Below are 17,715 nucleotides of genomic sequence, written 5' to 3'. Positions count from 1 at the left end.
GAATGACATCAACACATCGAGCAAGACACCGGGCACGCGCACTGGCTTCAAGCACTACGAATGGCACCTCGCCCCGAACGCCAGCATGAGCGCGCGTCGGGGCGAGGTGCGTTTGGTGCTTACTGCACCGTCAAGGTGACGTCATCCAGCACAAACGAAGTCTGCAGAGACGCGTTTTCCGAACCCGTGAACTTCAAGGTCACGGTCTGGCCGATGTACTTGCTGAGGTTATAGCTGTGCACCTGATAACCCGATGCCGCGTTGAGGTTGGAGAATGTTGCCACCGTCGCCAACACTGCTCCGCTGCTGTTGAGCAACTGTACCTTCAATGTGTCATGGGCAGCCGTGGTAGTGGTCTCGTCCGTATCGATATGCAGATAGAACTGCAAGTTGGCGCTGCTCTTGCCGGACGGGATGCTAACTTTCTGCGACACCGTATCGGTATGCGTGGTGCCGTAGCCATCCAGCCATGCGAACCATTGGCCGTTGTTGGCGACTTCACCCGGGCAACCGCTATTGCTGCAGAGTACGCCGGCGGTCATCGACCAGGGCGAAGCGGCACCGGTTTCGAAGCCGGGATTGCCCAGCAATTGCTGCGAGCCGCCACCGCTGCTCACGCTGACCGACTTGGTCGCCGAACTGGTCTTGCCGCTGACACTGTCCTTTACCGTCTCGGTCACGCTGTACGTGCCGCTTGCTGCATAGGTATGCGACGGGCTCTGCGTGGTGGACGTACCACCATCGCCGAAGGTCCATGACCAGGAGTTGATGCTGCCGCCGCTGTCGGTGGAACTGTCGGTGAAGTTCGCCGTAAGGCCACTGGTCACGGCGCTGAAGTTGGCCGTAGGAGTGCCGCCACCGCCACCGCCGCCACCCACGATCGGATGCGCAATTTCGCACTGGTTGGTGTCATTGGACCAGGTACTTTGCATCGCAAAGGAACCGGTGCCCATGCTCACGTTGGCCGAGGCCCCTTGGCCCGAGCTGATCCACGCGCACTCGTCGCCGTTTTCCTGTCCGCTGAAACTTCCGCTCTGATGATTGGTCCAGCCGCCCGCCGGGTTCTGATCCGTAACCGTTTCGGCGTATTCATGACCGTTTACGATCGAGAAGCCGTCCAGGTTGCTGCCGGCATTGACGAAGCCCGCGCCGCAGCTACTGCCCTGGTCGGACACGTAGGGCATGTTGGTGAAGGCGATGTCGCCGTAGGGCGAACTTACGCCCTGGTCGCCGTTGTAATCGTGCCACGCGCAGAAGCCGCCCGTCTGATAGTTATCGGGATTGCCACCCGTGGGCGACAGGATCACGTACTGCACGTAGCGGTTGGATGCCGCGGTGGTATTGCCGAAATGCGCCGCGGCGTTGATGGCTTCCTGCGCAAGCTGCGCCCCGGTTGCCGCAGCCGGCGAAGCTTGCGAATTGTCGTACCACACGCCGGCAAGCGCACCGCCGGTGGGATAACCGATCAACGGTGCGCCGGACGGGCAAGAGGTCGCACCGCTTGCCACCGACGGCCCGTCGCAATACTGGGTCATCGTGCCCGACCACAATTCACCACCCGTGCCCAGGCCCTTGAACATTTGCTGCAGGTAGGGACCCGCGCCGCTGGGGTCATTGGAAAAGGCCAGATTGCCGTTGCTGTCGGTGCTCGAACTGCCCCACTGATTGCCATAGAACACCAGGTAGACCTTGGGCGTGCCGCTGGTGACGCCGATGCCGTCGATACCGCCGCCAAACGACAAGGTCTCAGGGCCGGTCGCCGCACCGATTTGCGTCAAATAAGCCTTCATCTTCGCATGCTGTTCACGCGTCGGCACTACGCCGTGCCGGTAAGCATGCCCATACGCGGGCGAATAAGGATTGCTGACTTGCGGCGCAGTTTGGCTATCGGCCGCAAAAGCGCCGGCCGAGACCAGCGCAAACAAGCTAGAGACGGCCGCCGTCTTGAGCGGGCCGTATTTCCTGTGCTTGAACATTTTGTATCCTCATTTATAGAGAACAAAAGGACCCGCCCTGCGGTCGCCGGACCACAGCATCTCCGCGCAAGCGGGACTGACGTTTCGCTCCACACCTATAAAAAGAGGCTTCGTCGTATTCCTGGCGTTGCCCGCCCCCTCCCGCTCCCTGTGGGCACACATTAGGAATGCTTGCGTACTACAGGCCGAAGTCTTCGGCCCATATCCCTGACAAAGTCGCCCGCCATGTGTCACCCCTAATGGCGAACCGCGGCAAACTACCCTAGGGCATTTTCAATTGCAATCGGAAAAAGTCTCACAAATAGCGCGCGTGAAAAATTAAATCCTTTTAAAAGAAGTGAATTTTTCTTCACGATATTTTTCGTCACGACATCATCACGAATTAGTAGGGCATTCTTGTCGAACGAGCGTGCATTTCTTTCCATGAATCGTGTGCTATCTCAGCGATTCACGCGTACCGCAAACTCAAATCAAACGCTGCTGTTCCAGCTCGCGTTTCAAGTACGCATAGTAGATCGGCGCGGCGACCAGTCCTGCCAAGCCGAACGCTGCCTCCATCACCAGCATTGCCACCAGCAATTCCCACGCCCTTGCGCGGATTTGCACGCCGATGATGCGCGCATTGAGGAAGTACTCCAGTTTGTGGATCACGATCAGGAAGGCCAGCGCCGCCGCCGCCACCCAGATCGACACGGACAGGCTGGCAATCGTCACGGCCGTGTTGGAGATGAGGTTGCCGATCACCGGCAGCAGGCCGGCGAGGAAGGTGACCACCACCAGGGTTTTCGCCAGCGGCACATGGATGTCCATCAACGGCAGCACGCCGAGCAGGAAGATACCGCTGGCGATGGTATTGATCAGCGAGATCTTGATCTGCGCGAACACGATGTGGTGGAACGCTGCAGCCAGATGGTGGCAACGCTCGCCCAGCGCTGCTGCCAACGGTCCTACTTGATGCAGCGGACGCGCGCGGTTGAGCGCCACCAGGGCACCAAGCACCAGGCCGAGAATGATGTGCACCAGCACGCGCGCGGTTTCCTTGCCGGCGTTCTGCAGGCTCATCGCATGCTTGCGGGTGAGATCCAGCGCCATCACACGCAATTCGTCGACGCTGTCCGGCAACCAGTTGGTAAGCGATGCCGGCAACTGCGCGCGCGCCTTTTCCACCAGCGGCATCAATTGCTGCTCCCATAACATGGCGGGGTTGTTGATTTCATTGCGGAAGAAGCCGATCAAGGCAACGATCAACAAGGTCAGCAAGCCGACCACCACCACGCCTAGCACCGTCACGACCACCAGACGCGCGCGCTCGCCGGAAATCCGCCGGCCCAGCAGCGGCCGCATGGTGTGGACCAGTTCGTAGACCAGCAGGCCAGCAAGCAGCGCCGGCAGAAGATGCAGCTTCAACACCAGCACCAGCGCCAGGGCACTCAATACATAGCTGGCAATGCGAATGCCGCGGGTAGAGGAAAGGGCTGCGTACACAGGGCGATCCATGGCAAAGGCGAAGCCCGGCAAGTCTGTCATAAACTTGGGCGATCCTCTCGAGCCCTCATCACTACTACCGGGTGTTTCATGACCAAGGCCCTGCCCGTCTTATTGGGCATGCTCATGCTTGGCGCGTGCGCCAGCCAGGTTCCGCATTCCACCGCGCCAACATCGGCTGCAACGGCTCCGGCCCCTGTCGCCGCGGCGTCCGTTCCGGCTGACGACAATCTCCATGCCGTCGCCTGGACCCAGACTGCGCTGGAGCACGACCTGATCTACCAGGAGACTTTCCGTAGCGCGCAGTCGCAGCTGCTCGGCGCGCTAAAAGACCGGAACTGGGACGCCCTGCCTGCCGAAGACCGGATCGCGCCGTCCAAGCCACTCAAGCCGGCTGTAATCCTGGACATCGACGAAACGGTGCTCGACAACTCGCCCTACCAGGCGCGCCTGATCCGCAAGGGCGGCGAGTTCAACGAAGCCGACTGGGCCGCCTGGTGCAAGGAGGAACGCGCCCGCGCCCTGCCCGGCGCCGTGGCCTTTACCCAGTTTGCCGCCCGGCACGGCATTGCGGTGATCTACATTTCCAACCGCGCCCAGGATCTGGACGAGGCGACGCTCAACAACTTGCGCAAGGCTGGCCTGCCGGTGTCCGGACCGGACGCATTTCTGGGCTTGGGCACTCTCCTGCCGGGCTGCGACCAGGTGGGCACCGAAAAAAATTGCCGCCGCCAGTTGGTCAGCCAGCACTATCGCGTACTTATGCAATTTGGCGACCAGCTCGGCGATTTCGTCACGGTGCTGAGCAACACCCCAACCGCTCGCGCCCAGGCCATGGCGCCCTATGAAGACTGGATCGGCAGCCGCTGGTTCGTGCTGCCCAACCCGACGTATGGCTCATGGGAGCCGGCCCTGTTCAACAATGAGTGGAGTACGCCACGCGTCCAGCGGCGCCAGCAGGAAATCCAGGCCTTGCATAGTGACTGACTAAAAATCAATTACTTACAGAACCAATCTTAAAGTATTGCCTGAACTAAAAAGGGGCCGTATCATGGGCTCGCCAACCCTGCTGACCTCCAATCGCTGCGGGCAAGGCCATTTCCCTTCCGGCACTGCCGGCATGACCCTGCGAGGCCCGACCGCCCGCGGGGTTTTCTTTTTACGGCCAGCCTGACCTGTGCCGCGCGACACACTCTGCGGGCCTTCCGGATGTCATGCCTGGCAGGTGGAATAGATCAGGGCATGCTTGAAGTAAGATGCACCGCGCCCCGCCGTACGGCGCCGCCTTTGCCCCTTGCCCGGACGGCAAGCCACGCTCGCCCCTGTGAGAGATTTGATGCGTTTCCAAACACTTAGGCATTGCCTGCTGGTTCTGGCGCTGCTCGTGCTGGCCGCCTGTCACCAAAAAGAAGACAACACCGCGCCGTCTGGGGGGACCAGCCCCGAGGCCGCCGTGCAGCAATCCGTTGCACTGGTCAAGGCGGGCGACTTCGCCGGCTTCTGGAAGCACGCCCTGCCCCCGGCCGACTACGCCAACCTGCGCGACGACTGGACACGTCCGCGTCCCGACCAGCGACCGATCACCAACGAGGATCGCGCCCGCTTCAACCAGGCGGTCAAGCAACTCACCGCGCCCGATGCGGAAACCGCATTGTATGAGCAGCTCAAGCCCAAGCTGACGCAGATGGAGCAGCAATACCACGACCAATTGCCGGTAATGATCGGCATTGGCCAAGCCATACTCACCACCGGCATCGCGCAGAACAAGACGATGACCGAAAACCAGAAGCAGCAGATGCGCGACGTGCTCAACGTGCTGCTGCCCTGGGCGCAACAGACGGCATGGTTCGACCAGGACAAGGCCAAGCAGGTGGTGGGGGTGGTGGTAGCCAGCGCGCGCCAGCTCGACCTCAAGAGTCCGGATCAGCTCCAGCGGCTGGATTTCGATACGGCGATGAAGAAATACGCCACGGCGTACCAGGGCATCAAGCAGTTGCTTGCGATCTACGGGCTGTCGGTCGACGACACGCTCAATTCGGTAAAAGTCAGCACCATCGGCATCGACCACGGCCTGGCGCACGTGAAGATCGACTACAGCCTGCTGGGCAAGCCGCTGAGCACCGACTCGCAACTGGAGCTGGTGGACGGGCGCTGGTACAGCAAGGACCTGATCGACAGCGAGCGTGCGCAACACGAGCAACTCCTGCATCCGCCGGCACCCGCCGCCACCAGCGCCCCACCGCCGGCCAGCAGCAGCTCCACCGGCACTACGCTGGCGGCCAAGTCCTGAACCTGACGTCAAGCCGACCGCTACACTATGCAGATGCCGACTATGACGACCGCGGACCCTAGCTACCGCAGCCGCGCCCCCTGGTGGTTCAACCTCGCCGGGCACCTGCTCGAGCCCTGGGTGCGCCTGCGCCGCGAGCCGGCCGAACCGGCCAGCCTGCTGCAGGGCGATGCCCCGGTTTGCTACGTGATCGAACGCGACGGATTTTCCGACGCGCTGATCCTGGAGCGCGCCTGCCGCGCAGCAGGTCTGCCCAGCCCGATGCAACCGCTGCCGTTCACCCGCCGCCGCCGCTCGGTGTTCGCGCTGGCACGTCGTGACGGCTGGCTGTTCGGGCGCAATCGCAAGCGTTCGCCGCAGGATCCGTTCGGTCAGCTGGTGCGCGCACTGGAAGGCTTTCCGGATCGCGATATCCAGATCGTGCCGGTCTCCATCTATGTCGGGCGCGCGCCTACCCGTGAATCAGGCTGGTTCAGCGTGCTGTTTTCGGAAAACTGGGTCGTCGTCGGCCGCTTCCGCCGCATGCTCGCAGTGCTGCTCAACGGCCGAGATACGGTGGTGCACTTCTCTGCCCCTGTCTCGCTGCGCGCGGTACTGAGCGAAGAAACCGAACTGCGCCCCGAGCGCTTCGCTCGCAAGATGGCCCGCGTGATGCGCACGCACTTCCGCCGCATCCGCGCAGCGGTGATCGGGCCGGACCTTTCGCACCGCCGCACCGTGGTCGATGCCGTGCTCAATGCCGAGCCGGTACGCGCCGCGATCACTACCACCGCGGCGAGGGAAAACATCACTTATGCGAAGTCGTGGGAACGCGCGCACAAGATGATGATGGAAATTGCGGCCGACTACTCCCATCCGATAGTGCGCTCGGCCTCGTTTCTGCTGCGCAACTTCTGGAACAAGCTGTACGACGGCATCACCATGCACCACTTCGACAAGGCGCGCGCTGCCGCGCCGGGCTACGAAGTGGTCTATGTGCCCAGCCACCGCAGTCACGCGGACTATTTGCTGCTTTCCTACCAGTTGCACGCATCGGGCGTGGTGGTCCCGCACATTGCCGCCGGCGTGAACCTCAACCTGCCGCTGATCGGCCCGATTCTGCGCCGCTGTGGAGCATTTTTCCTGCGCCGAAGCTTCAAGGGCAATGCGTTGTACTCGGTGGTATTCAACGAGTACGTGGCGCAACTGATCGATCGCGGCGTACCGATGGAATACTTCATCGAAGGCGGGCGTTCGCGGACCGGCCGCCTGCTTGCACCGCGCGCCGGCATGCTGGTGATGACCGTGCGCGCCTTCCTGCGCGCGCCGCGCCGCCCGGTGTTGTTCCAGCCGGTGTACATCGGCTACGAAAAGCTGATGGAAGGCAAGAGCTATATCGGCGAACTCTCCGGCAAGCCCAAGGAAAAGGAATCGCTGGTCGGCCTGATCCGCGGCCTTGGCGTATTGCGTCAACGCTATGGCCACGTGGCGCTGAACTTCGGCGAGCCGATCGAGCTGACGCCCCTGCTCGATGCGGCCAGCAGCAGCTGGCGCGAAACGACCGGCGACCCGAACACCAAGCCGGAATGGTTGAGCTCTGTCGTCGACCAGCTGGCAGAAAAAATCCAGGTCAATATCAACCGCGCGGCAGATGTGAATCCGATCAACCTGCTCGCGCTTGCGCTGCTGTCCACGCCCAAGCATGCGATGGCGGAAAACGACCTGCTCGCGCAATTGGATCTGTTCAAAGCCCTGCTCGAAGAGCTGCCGTATTCGGAGCGCATGACGCTCACACCGCTGACACCCAGCGCGATCATCGCCTACGGCGAGCAGATGAACTGGATCACGCGCGTGCGCCATCCGCTCGGCGACGTGCTGACGCTGGAAGGCGAGCAGGCCGTGTTGCTGAGCTACTTCCGCAACAACGTCCTGCACCTCACCGCCGCCGCGGCGTGGGTTGCCTGCTGCTTCCTCAACAACCGTCGCATGTCGCGCGCCTCGGTGCTGCGGCTGGGCCGCATCATCTACCCCTTCATCCAGGGCGAACTGTTCCTGCCGTGGGACGCCGAGGGCTTCGGCGCGCAACTGCAGTCCACCATCGACTTCTTCGTACGCCGCGGCCTGCTGGAAGCCGTCGGCGAAGCGCGTGTACTGGAACGAGGGCCCGGCCAGGACGATGGCGCCTATCGGCTGGGCGTGATCGCGCGCAGCCTGATCCAGGCCTTCGAGCGCTACTACATCACCATCGCCGCGCTCGCCAAGAACGGTCCGCACGCCATTACCGCCGCCGAGCTGGAGAACGTCTGCACGCTCACCGCCCAGCGGCTGAGCCTGCTCAGCGAATCGCTGTCGCCGGAATTCTTCGACAAGGCGCTGTTCCGCGGCTTCATCCAGAAACTGCGCGAACGCCGGGTGATATGGACCGATGCCAACGGCAAGCTCGACTACGACAGCGCACTGGAAGACATGGTGCGCGATGCCCGCGTAATTCTGGCCCGCGAGATGCGCCACGCCATTCTTAAAATCACCGGCAGCGAAGAAAAAGAGTCCTCTCGCAACGCGGCGGGAGCAGAGCAGGCCTCGGCCGCGCCGGAACAATCGCTCGAATCACCCGAGCCGATGAACACCAGCGAAGAGCTGCACGAACGGCATGTGATTGCCGAGCATCATGAGCACGAGCGGGCTTCGGCTGACCACCCCAAGGAATGACCGTCGCGCTGGGCACGGATGGCGACATCCGCGCCCAGCGTTCTATTCGATCAAAAGCGGTACCTCGCGCCAGCGCTGAACACGACCGCTTTCGTACCACCGCCGGCGATCTGTCCATCCAGATTGGCGAACCACGACCAGCGATCACCCAGCACGGCATTCAAACCCGCACCGATCCAGCCGCTGTTGCGCGGCGAATTCACACCTTCCAGTTCGAACGTCGCGTTCGGTGCGCCGGCATACGCAGCCGTGAAACCCAGGTTCTGCCCACTCAGTACTCGTTGATACAAGGCAAAGCCCTTCAACGACAGCTGGCCTGTGGCCAGGCGCCAGTTGTAACCGACGCGTGCACCAAACTGCGCAAAACTCTGATTGAAGTCGTGACTTGACGCGCTGATACCGAAGCCCCCCGCGCCCTGTTCCGCGATAGTCCCCCGGCGCAGGTATTCATCGCCCGCGGCGACGAACGGCGTGGTCGTCCATGCATTGGACTTGGCGTCGTAACCAAGCTCCAGATAAGCCGACGTCATCTTGTCGTTGCGCGAACTGTTGATGGCCGCAGGCAACGTTCCAAGCACCCCCCAGCGGCTGGTATCGGTATGAATCCAGTCTTCGCCGACGCGCCCCGACATGTAGGAGTTGCCCATGTCGTACTTGGCGTACAGCATCACACCAGTGCTGCGTGACGTATTGTTGCCCCCTTGCATGCTGTAGTTGGAACTCAGGCGGTTCCAATCCAGGGCCAGGCCAAGCGTAAAACGGTCCGCCAGCTTGGCGTCAAAACCGGCAACGGAACCGCCACCGCTGTAATGGCCAGTGGCATAGCCGGAGCGCGCGATATCACCATCGGCACCAGTGCCCTGGAACCACGCACCTTGTGCAGCATGATCTTCACCCAGGTCGTCCAGACGATCCGCTACGGTGCGGTTGATGATACCTGCCTGTTGCAAAGTCAACTCTTGCGAAGATGCCAGCAATTGACCGGACAGGCTGTTGATCGATGCGGCGGCCTGCTCGAAGGAACTGACATGGAGAAAGTCGCCGGCGGCATCGAGAAATACCTTATGCGACGCGGAATCCGTAGAGGCCCATTGGTTGGCCTGCACCAGTGCACCCTGGATGTGCTGGGCGGTTTGCTGTGTGGTTGCCACTGCTGGCATCGACGCCTGAGCAATCGCGGAAATCGAGGCCTGGGTGAGACTTACATCCACCTGTGTCGGGGTATAGGACAAGGTGCCGCCGGTATAAACGCTGCCACTGACGGAGAGCGAACCGAATGTGTCCAATACGCCGCCGTTTGCCTGCAGCACCAATTCCTGCGCCTGCGGGGTGTAGCCGGTAGGAGCGTCCACGATGAGCAGGGATTTATTGAGCGTCGCCGTTCCCGATATTTTTAGCGGATAGCCGAGCGTGACCTGCGTATTGATCACCAGCCCCGTTGGCTGCCCGGCGACCACAGTGTAGTTGCCGTTGATCTGGAGCGTAGTAGGGGCCGCTGTAAAAACCATACCCCCGTTGAGGACATTGCCGTTGATCAGGGTTCCTGTCAAAGTTCCCTGCTGATTGACGACAACATTAGAATTCAGCGTTCCAAAGACTGCGAGTTGACCGCCGTTGACCGTAGTTGCTCCGGCAGACGTGCTGGTGTTGCTTCCGATTATCAACCCGCCGCCATTTACGACAATGCCGCCGATATTGTTCTGTCCTGCCAGCGAGAGATATCCCGCGCCATCAAACTGAAGCGTACCGCTGCCGGTCATGTTGTTTGAAAAAATTGCTGATTGATTGGCGGGAATGTTGACGTCGAACACACCCCAATTGAGCTGACCAGGGCCATTGACGGCTGCCTGCGCATTCACCAACCCGTAGCCATAGTAATCCGGGCTACCCAGATTGGTGGCTGTGCCCAAGAGCGTCTGTTGTACATTGGATGCCGTGAAAAACGGAAATTTTTGCCAGACAAGCGCCGCCACGCCACTGACCACAGCTGCCGAGCCCGATGTGCCATCGGCCGCACCTGTTGCGAAGGAGGTGCCCGTTGCAGGAGACACGTAAGTGTAGCCAGGCGCCGCCAGACACCACGGCGCAGCAACACCACAGGCATTCGACGTAGCCGTCGTATCCAGACCCGTCACCTGGCCGTTGGCGTTCAGCGCAACGTTGACCACCGCAAGCCAATTGTTTTGCAGGCTGGGCTCGAAATACGGCAAACCAGCTTCGATGCTCGGCTGGGATTTCCCTTCGTTGCCCGCGGCCCAGACCATCAACTGTCCGTTGGTCGCCGTCGACGAATAGGCAGCATAGTGCAGTGCAATCTGTGGATCAGCCGAATTGACAGCCGTGATCGCAGTCGAGCTACCGTAGGAATTGTTGATCAGCTTGACCCCTTGCGCATTCAGATCGGCAAGTGCCTGAGGCTGCAGGCTCATATTGAATTTGCCACTACTGTCGCCAATCCTCGCTACGTACAGAGAAGACTGCGGCGCCACGCCGCCATCGAACGGGCCGCTGGCGTTCGCCGTACCGCCAATGATTTCGGCCATCATCGTGCCGTGGCCATCCGGATCCTGCGGCGTCGTGTTGGTGGGATCGACATAATCCTTGAACCAGCTGATGCGATTGACCAGGCCCGGGTTGCTGGCTTGCGCGCCAGTGTCCATGACACCGACTTTCACACCTTGGCCCTGATTGCCGGTAATGCTTTGTGCCGTCACCCACGCCAGGGGGACGTTCTCCGGGTCCAATTGCGCGCGCAGGGGTGTATAGCCGTGAATGAACGGCGTCGGAAGCGGCGTCGGGCTGCCAGTTAGCGTTGTGGGTGCTGGCCCGTAGGTCGGTGTTGGAGTGGGTGTCGGTGTCGGGGTGGGTGTCGGCGTCGGGGTGGGTGTCGGCGTCGGGGTGGGTGTCGGCGTCGGGGTGGGTGTCGGCGTCGGGGTGGGTGTCGGCGTCGGGGTGGGTGTCGGCGTCGGAGTGGGTGTCGGCGTCGGAGTGGGTGTCGGCGTCGGAGTGGGTGTCGGCGCTGGAGTCGGCACAGGCGTCTGCACCGGGCGGACATTGCCATTTCCGCCGCCGCCTCCTCCGCCACAAGCGGTGAGCGAAGCAGTCAGCGCGATAGCTACGGAAAATGCCAACGCATTGTGGCGATTGAACAGACTCATGGATGCCGCTCCCTGTTAAAGGCAAATGCGTGCGCTGCCGGTATGCAATACGCACGCGACTTCGGTGTCGGAAGAAACAGACGGCCCTGCGTCAGCGATGAAGACGCTTGCGTTGGCAGTCTGCGATTGAGGCGCGATCAGGTTGATGCAACCGGGTGCCAATCGTCGCGATCGGCAAGGCGCTTGAATAATGCACTGACATCGGTCCATCGACTCCCTGAATAACATGGAGACAGAGGCGTGCCGTCCGTCTGTCCTTCTTCCAGAAGCCATCCGCTCAAGAAGCATCCGTCATGGCCGGCATAATTGCGGCAGCGTTCGATCAGATGCGTGCAGTGACGCTAAAGCTCTGCTTATCCCTTGCGTGGCACTTTCGTTGAATGTTGTGCCTGCCCCTGTTCCGCGCACGATGTTACGTCATTTCCTGCTGGATGGTACATGCCGATAGACACAGCAAATTGCATGCAACCTCAGCCGGCTCCCATGAATTTGCGGCAAGACATCTCGGGCCTCAGGGATGAGCCGTGCCCTCGCCCAGCGCCTTGCCATTTACCGTCACGCCATACAACGAATAGGGCGTGTCGTGATAAGCCTTGCGCGTCTCCGCGACCGAGCCCCTGAAGCGGGGATCCTGCGGACGTTCGTGCGCGTTCATAAAATACGCCACGTCCCACGCATCCTGATCGGTAAGCATGTCGCCGCGCCCCAACGGCATGTTGGCCTTGATGAATCCCACAGCGTTGTCGAGCCGCTCCATGCCCGCGCCCCAGTTGAAGGATTGCGGGCCCCACAGCGGTGGAAAAACAGTGCGGCCTGCAGTCTGCTGGCCCTGGCCGTTGTCACCGTGGCAGAGCGCACAATCCCGTTTGAAAACCGCCGCACCGCGCGCGTAATCGGGAGCCTGCGCAGGCTTTGGCAATTTAGGGTAGCCGTGCCCGGGAGGCGCCACGCCGATGGACTCGTGTTGCGACATCCAGTACGCATACGCTTCCAGCGCAACCAGCACATCGTCGCCCAACGGCGGCGCCTTGCCGTTCATGCTGTATTGAAAGCAGCCCTGCAGGCGTTCGGCAAAGGTGTTTACGCGGTGAGTCTTGGCCCGGTACGCGGGATACATCGGATAAGCACCCCACATCGGCGCGCTGTTGGCGAGGCGGCCCGCGTCCAGGTGGCAGTTTTCGCAGGTCAGTGCATTGCCGACATAGGCTTGGGCGTAATGACTGGTATCGTTGAAGATCTGCCGCCCCAAGAGGATCTGCTTGCCGAAGTCGTCAGCAGGCATCGAGGACTCCGCTGGCGGCTCGAAACGGCCGGCATCTTTCGTTACCGGCGTTACGGCAGCCGATGCATGTGGCGCCGGCGAAGCGGCCTGCGGCTCCGAACGATGACAAGCCGCAAGCGCAAGCAATACCGTCATCGCCAGCCATCGCAACGGCTTCATGGCTGCTGCTCCTTCGCCAACGTAGCCGGCTGCGCCGCATACCATGCGCTAATCGCGGCAATGTCAGCATCGTTCAACTTGCCGGCAACGCTTTGCATCAACTGCAACGGGTCGTTCCGACGCGCTACCTGCTGCCATGCATGCAGTTGATTGCCAAGATAGAGCGCAGGCTGTCCGGCAAGCGGTGGAAAGTGATCGCCTACGCCCATCCCCCCTGGTCCATGGCATTGCTCGCATGCCGGCACACCCTTCGGCCAGCGCCCGCGGGTGGCGAGCGTCTGCGCAAGTTGCGCGACTTCACCCGACGGGACCGATGCAGGCGCAACACGTGGCACTGGCAGTCCGCCGTAATAGGCCGCAACTGCATCGCGCTCCGCGTCGCTCAATCCGCTCGCCACCGGCTGCATGGTCGCATTCGTGCGTGAACCGTTGGCGAAGTCATCCAGTTGCTTGCGCAAGTAGGTTGGGGACAGTCCCGCCAAGCGCGGAAAACCGGCTGCTGACTGCCCACTGCCGTCGGCAGCGTGACAAGCCATGCAAGGTGCCACGCCATGACCATTGCCCTGCTGCGCGATGACGGCGCCATCTGGCGTGTTCGCTGACACGCTCTTTGCGATCAGCGCACCGCACACAAAGAGAGCGGTAGCAAACACGTTCATGGCTGCGCCGGCTGAAAGCCATATTTGCGGTAGATCGCCTGCGCCTCGGCCGAGGCCATGAAGGCCAGAAAATCCTTGGCGGCCTGTTCATGCGGCGCATCCTTCATGCGCGCGGCGGTGTAAGTGGCGGTGACGTTTTGGTCCGCCGGTATCGCCACCGTTTCCACCGGGCGATGCAGGATCTGCTGCTGGAAATACACCTCGGTCGACCACACCGGCGCCGCATCCGATGAGCCTTGCAGGATGCGCAGCGGCGATTCGCGATGGTGGATACGGGTGAGATAGGTGCTGCCGTCCCGCACTTTGTCCTGCATGATGCTGCGGTCCAAGGCATCGCCGCCAGCTTTGCGATAGCTGGCTTCGATCTGCTTGGCAATGCCCTCCCACTGCGGATTGGGCATGCTGACTCGCACTTCGGCGCGACCGAGGTCTTGCAAGCCTTCGATGTGCTTGGGATTGCCTTTGGCGACCATGATCGCCAGCGGATTGCGCGCGTAGTCAATCGTTTGCGCAAACCAGCCGTGCTGCTTTTGCAGCTCGACGATCGAGCTCTTGCCGTTGGTGAAAATGTCCGGCTTCAGTGCGATGCGCAGATTGCCCATCACCAGCGAGCCCGTTTCGATCTGCTTGGCCAGGATGCCGGGCGGCAGCGTTTCCACGAACACCCGCTGGTCCTGGGGATAGCGCTGCTTGAACGCCTCCACCAGATCATGCACCACCATGAACTGGTTGCCGGCGAAAAATACCGTGAGCTGTGGATCGACGATATCGCCGTGCAGATCGGCTATCGCGTCGAACGGCGGCACCGCGAACGAAACACCGCCGGGGGGCGGCGGATTCCATGGCGGCAGGTAGTCCGACTGCGCGGCCTGCGCCACGCTGCCGACAGCAAACAACCAGCCTGCCAGCAACACCTGCCGGCAACGCTTCCACGACGGCGACATGCGTGACTCCTAGGTCTACAGCGGCATCAGGGCATAGCCCTGCTGCTGCAGCCCGGTGATGGTGGTCAAGGCGGCCAGGCTGAGGGTCACGTCCTTGGACGCCCACTCATTGGCGAAATGGTGCTCGGCCATCGCCTGGCCGCATACGACCACGTCGATCCCCGCCTTGCGCAATTGCGCAATCACCGGAAGGTTGGGATTGGCCACGCCGAATTGCGCTTTGTAATGCTCATCGTCGAGCACCAACGGCGTCGCCGGACCGTAAGCCACCGCCACAAACTTCAAATGATCCAGCGGCACCCCGGCGCCAACGTAGAGGTTGACGGTACGCGCTACGCGCTCCAGCGCCGGATTGACCTGATCGGGCTTGTCGCTTGCCTTGGTCAGCGAGAACACCACTTTGTAGGTATTGGCGGGGTTGGGCTGGTAAGCCGCGTTGGGCAAGGGGTGGTAATTCCCGGCCGCGGTGATCACCTGCTTCGCTGTGCCTTGGGCGGCAGCGGTGGCGGTGGCGAACCCAAGCAAACCTAGGATGGAGAACAGCGCGATCGAAGACTTCATGTTTACGTTCCGTCGTGGGTGTCCAAGGCAAGGCTACGCCAGCCGGAGCGATCAGGCCACTTCATGTTGCCTATATGACATATAAGGCCGATTTATTCGCCAGGGACATCCTGTACCATGCGCGGATGAGCGAGCAGTCCACTACCCATTTCGGTTTCCGCGACGTGCCGGTCGCGGACAAGCAAAAGCTGGTCGGCCAGGTGTTCACCTCAGTCGCCCGCAACTACGACCTGATGAACGATCTCATGTCGTTCGGCATCCACCGCGTGTGGAAGCGCTACTTCGTGAGCATCAGCGGCATCCGCCCCGGCGACCGCGTGCTGGACCTGGCCGGCGGCACCGGCGACATCGCCGCGTTGCTCAAACCGGTAGTGGGTGACAAGGGCGACGTAGTCGTGGGCGACATCAATGCGGCCATGCTCAGCGTGGGTCGCGACCGCCTTACCGATCGTGGCCTGGTCTCGGGGCTACGCTGGGTGCAGTCGAACGCCGAGGCGCTGCCTTTCCCGGATAACAGCTTCGATGCAGTAACCATGGCCTTCGGTCTGCGCAACGTAACCGACAAGGACAAGGCGCTGGCCGATATCTGCCGCGTGCTCAAGCCAGGCGGCCGCGCCCTGGTACTGGAGTTTTCCAAGGTGCGCAACGAGCTGTTCGGCAAGCTCTACGATTTCCATTCCTTTCAGGTGCTGCCGAAGCTGGGCCGGCTGTTCGCGGGCGATGCGGACAGTTACCAGTATCTGGCCGAATCGATCCGCAAGCATCCCGATCAGGAAACGCTCAAGAGCATGATGGAAAACGCGGGTCTTGAGCGCGTTGAGGTGCGCAATCTCAGCAACGGGATCGTGGCGATCCACCGCGGGTACAAATTTTGATCAGAACGTAACCCCGACCAGCAGCATGTTCTCGCCCCGGTTGGGCATATGCAGAAATCCATTGGAGATGTGGCGCAGGCCAAGCATCCAGTGCTCGGCCTGCCACCCCAGCGTACTGGTGAACTCGTAGCTGCTGCTTAGCCCCTGCGTGCGGCCGGTATGCAGGCTGGGCTGAAAACTGAAGAACAAGCGGCGGTACCACGCATCCGGCGCTCCGTATTGAAAACGCACACCGCCGGCAAGCATCCAGATGTGATCGCGGGTGGTATAGCGGGCGTACCGAAAACGGCTGATGTTGTCGCGGCCATCGATCCAGCCCGCCGTGATATCAGGTGCCCAGGTGAAGGCACTGTTACCCATAGGGTGCGCATCGAACACGGCTTCGGCGAACACCGTGGGCGCGCCATCGTTCCAGGTGAAATAGCCGCCCAGAAAGCTTTCGCCGCCTTCGATGGAAAAGCGCGGACCTTCGGCCATGGCCGGCGAAATCATAAGGGTCAACAACATCGCAGCCGCAAGGCGGCGGTAAGCGGGCATCACAGCCATCGGAAAACCTGCCTGTTTATGCCTGTCCGCCCCGCCAAGCCCCCCCCTGTCCATCCGCCCGGATGGTTTGCTTGGCCAGCCGCCACACTCGCGCGCGGCTGCCGGAACAGGCTGCCGCTACCCTACTTATTCATTTGTTCTGGAAAGGCGAAGATTTCGCCACGCGGCCCGCAACGCAGCGCCCCGGGAATGTTCGATACCTGGGCGGATTCGTAAGCCGCGTGAGTCAAGCCACGCGCAGATCCTGCAGCAACACGCCCTGACCCAGCGTCTCCTGCTCATGATCGGCATCACGCCAGGTTTCCTTCAGCGCTGCCTCGTACCAGGCACGCATCGAAGGCAGGGCCAGCATGCGCTGGACGTAGGCGCTGGCGACGTCATCGACGGGCAGCTGATAGCTCTGGATACGGAATGTCACCGGCGCATAGAACGCATCGACCGCCGTAAAAGCGTTGCCGGCCAGAAAAGGTCCGCCGAAGCGCTGCAAGCCGTCGTTCCACAGTTCCTGCACGCGATCGATGTCGCGCTTGAGCTCAGGCGCTATCGCGTGCAATTGCAGGCGGATGCCGCAATTCATCGGGCAGCGCGAGCGCAGCTCCTGCAAGCCCGAGTGCATTTCCGCCGCGGCACTCCGCGCCCAGGCCCTGGCGCGTGCGTCGGACGGCCATACCCCAGGATGACTTTCCGCCACGTATTCGGCGATCGACAGCGAATCCCACACGGCCGTATCGCCGTCATACAGGCAAGGCACCTTGCCGGTGGGGGAAAACGCACGAAAGGCGCTCCAGCTCGATGAGGTGCCGCCCCTGAACGGCGCGAGCTTTTCCTCGAAGGGAATCTCCAGCTGGGTCAGCAGCACCCACGGCCGCAGCGACCAGGAGGAGTAATTCTTGTTGGCGATGTAAAGCGTGTACATGAGCCTCTCCTCAAGGGTTAAGGAAACTCTGAATAAGCTCGGAGTTTCCGCGGGCCAGGGATAGCCCGCCACAGTTCAGGCGCGTAAGCGCTTGATTTGGTGTAGCCGCGTCCGGGCGTGTACCGGACGCGGCGCGTCTGAAAAACGCCATGACGGACTTTTTCAGACCATCCTTA

At 61.6% G+C, this 17,715-nt stretch carries 13 protein-coding genes; 4 read left to right on the top strand and 9 right to left on the bottom strand.

Annotated elements, in window-relative coordinates; genetic code table 11:
• Positions 1-119 precede the first annotated feature (119 nt).
• Both EKH80_RS15105 and EKH80_RS15100 read right to left on the bottom strand, forming a co-directional pair.
• Entirely contained in the window at positions 120-1,976 is a 1,857-nt protein-coding gene (locus EKH80_RS15105; RefSeq protein ID WP_126685605.1) for a PKD domain-containing protein, read from the bottom strand.
• A 465-nt stretch (positions 1,977-2,441) separates the two neighbouring features.
• On the bottom strand, positions 2,442-3,473 hold the full coding sequence (locus EKH80_RS15100) for an AI-2E family transporter (protein WP_126685673.1): 1,032 nt from the start codon (positions 3,471-3,473) through the stop codon (positions 2,442-2,444).
• A 78-nt stretch (positions 3,474-3,551) separates the two neighbouring features.
• On the opposite strand from EKH80_RS15100, the gene EKH80_RS15095 reads away from it, so the two are divergent.
• From EKH80_RS15095 to plsB, 3 genes are all read left to right on the top strand, one after another.
• Positions 3,552-4,448, top strand: a complete 897-nt coding sequence (locus EKH80_RS15095; RefSeq protein WP_126685604.1) for a 5'-nucleotidase, lipoprotein e(P4) family — start codon at positions 3,552-3,554, stop codon at positions 4,446-4,448.
• Between the two features lie 349 nt (positions 4,449-4,797).
• Positions 4,798-5,751, top strand: coding sequence for a hypothetical protein (locus EKH80_RS15090; protein ID WP_126685603.1), 954 nt, complete (start codon positions 4,798-4,800; stop codon positions 5,749-5,751).
• Positions 5,752-5,784: 33 nt separating this feature from the next.
• On the top strand, positions 5,785-8,439 hold the full coding sequence (gene plsB, locus EKH80_RS15085) for a glycerol-3-phosphate 1-O-acyltransferase PlsB (RefSeq protein ID WP_126685602.1): 2,655 nt from the start codon (positions 5,785-5,787) through the stop codon (positions 8,437-8,439).
• Positions 8,440-8,489: 50 nt separating this feature from the next.
• On the opposite strand, the gene EKH80_RS15080 is transcribed toward plsB, so the two are convergent.
• The 5 genes from EKH80_RS15080 to EKH80_RS15055 all read right to left on the bottom strand — a co-directional run bounded on the left by EKH80_RS15080 (position 8,490) and on the right by EKH80_RS15055 (position 15,202).
• Positions 8,490-11,597: a S8 family serine peptidase gene (locus EKH80_RS15080; protein WP_158628850.1), complete on the bottom strand. Its 3,108-nt coding sequence runs from the start codon at positions 11,595-11,597 to the stop codon at positions 8,490-8,492.
• A 511-nt stretch (positions 11,598-12,108) separates the two neighbouring features.
• Positions 12,109-13,038 (bottom strand): c-type cytochrome, encoded by a 930-nt coding sequence (locus EKH80_RS15070; RefSeq protein WP_126685600.1) that lies wholly within the window; start codon positions 13,036-13,038, stop codon positions 12,109-12,111.
• Positions 13,035-13,697 carry a c-type cytochrome gene (locus EKH80_RS15065; protein ID WP_126685599.1) on the bottom strand — a complete coding sequence of 221 codons (663 nt, stop codon included), beginning with the start codon at positions 13,695-13,697 and terminating at the stop codon, positions 13,035-13,037. The genes EKH80_RS15070 and EKH80_RS15065 overlap by 4 nt, the downstream gene beginning before the upstream one ends.
• Positions 13,694-14,641, bottom strand: coding sequence for a substrate-binding domain-containing protein (locus tag EKH80_RS15060; RefSeq protein ID WP_126685598.1), 948 nt, complete (start codon positions 14,639-14,641; stop codon positions 13,694-13,696). The genes EKH80_RS15065 and EKH80_RS15060 overlap by 4 nt, the downstream gene beginning before the upstream one ends.
• Before the next feature lie 15 nt (positions 14,642-14,656).
• Complete coding sequence (locus EKH80_RS15055; RefSeq protein WP_126685597.1) at positions 14,657-15,202, bottom strand: DsrE family protein; 546 nt, start codon at positions 15,200-15,202, stop codon at positions 14,657-14,659.
• 125 nt (positions 15,203-15,327) lie between these two features.
• Here EKH80_RS15055 and ubiE point away from each other — a divergent pair, with 125 nt between their 5' ends.
• On the top strand, positions 15,328-16,077 hold the full coding sequence (gene ubiE, locus EKH80_RS15050) for a bifunctional demethylmenaquinone methyltransferase/2-methoxy-6-polyprenyl-1,4-benzoquinol methylase UbiE (RefSeq protein WP_126685596.1): 750 nt from the start codon (positions 15,328-15,330) through the stop codon (positions 16,075-16,077).
• Here the strand turns inward: ubiE and EKH80_RS15045 are convergent, their stop codons facing one another.
• Both EKH80_RS15045 and EKH80_RS15040 read right to left on the bottom strand, forming a co-directional pair.
• Complete coding sequence (locus EKH80_RS15045; protein WP_230473723.1) at positions 16,078-16,623, bottom strand: porin family protein; 546 nt, start codon at positions 16,621-16,623, stop codon at positions 16,078-16,080.
• 226 nt (positions 16,624-16,849) lie between these two features.
• Complete coding sequence (locus EKH80_RS15040) at positions 16,850-17,539, bottom strand: glutathione S-transferase family protein (RefSeq protein WP_126685595.1); 690 nt, start codon at positions 17,537-17,539, stop codon at positions 16,850-16,852.
• Between the last annotated feature and the right edge of the window lie 176 nt (positions 17,540-17,715).

This window comes from Dyella choica (assembly GCF_003977665.1).
In the GTDB taxonomy this organism is placed as follows: domain Bacteria; phylum Pseudomonadota; class Gammaproteobacteria; order Xanthomonadales; family Rhodanobacteraceae; genus Dyella_B; species Dyella_B choica.
This window is presented reverse-complemented; position numbering and strand designations above follow the sequence as displayed.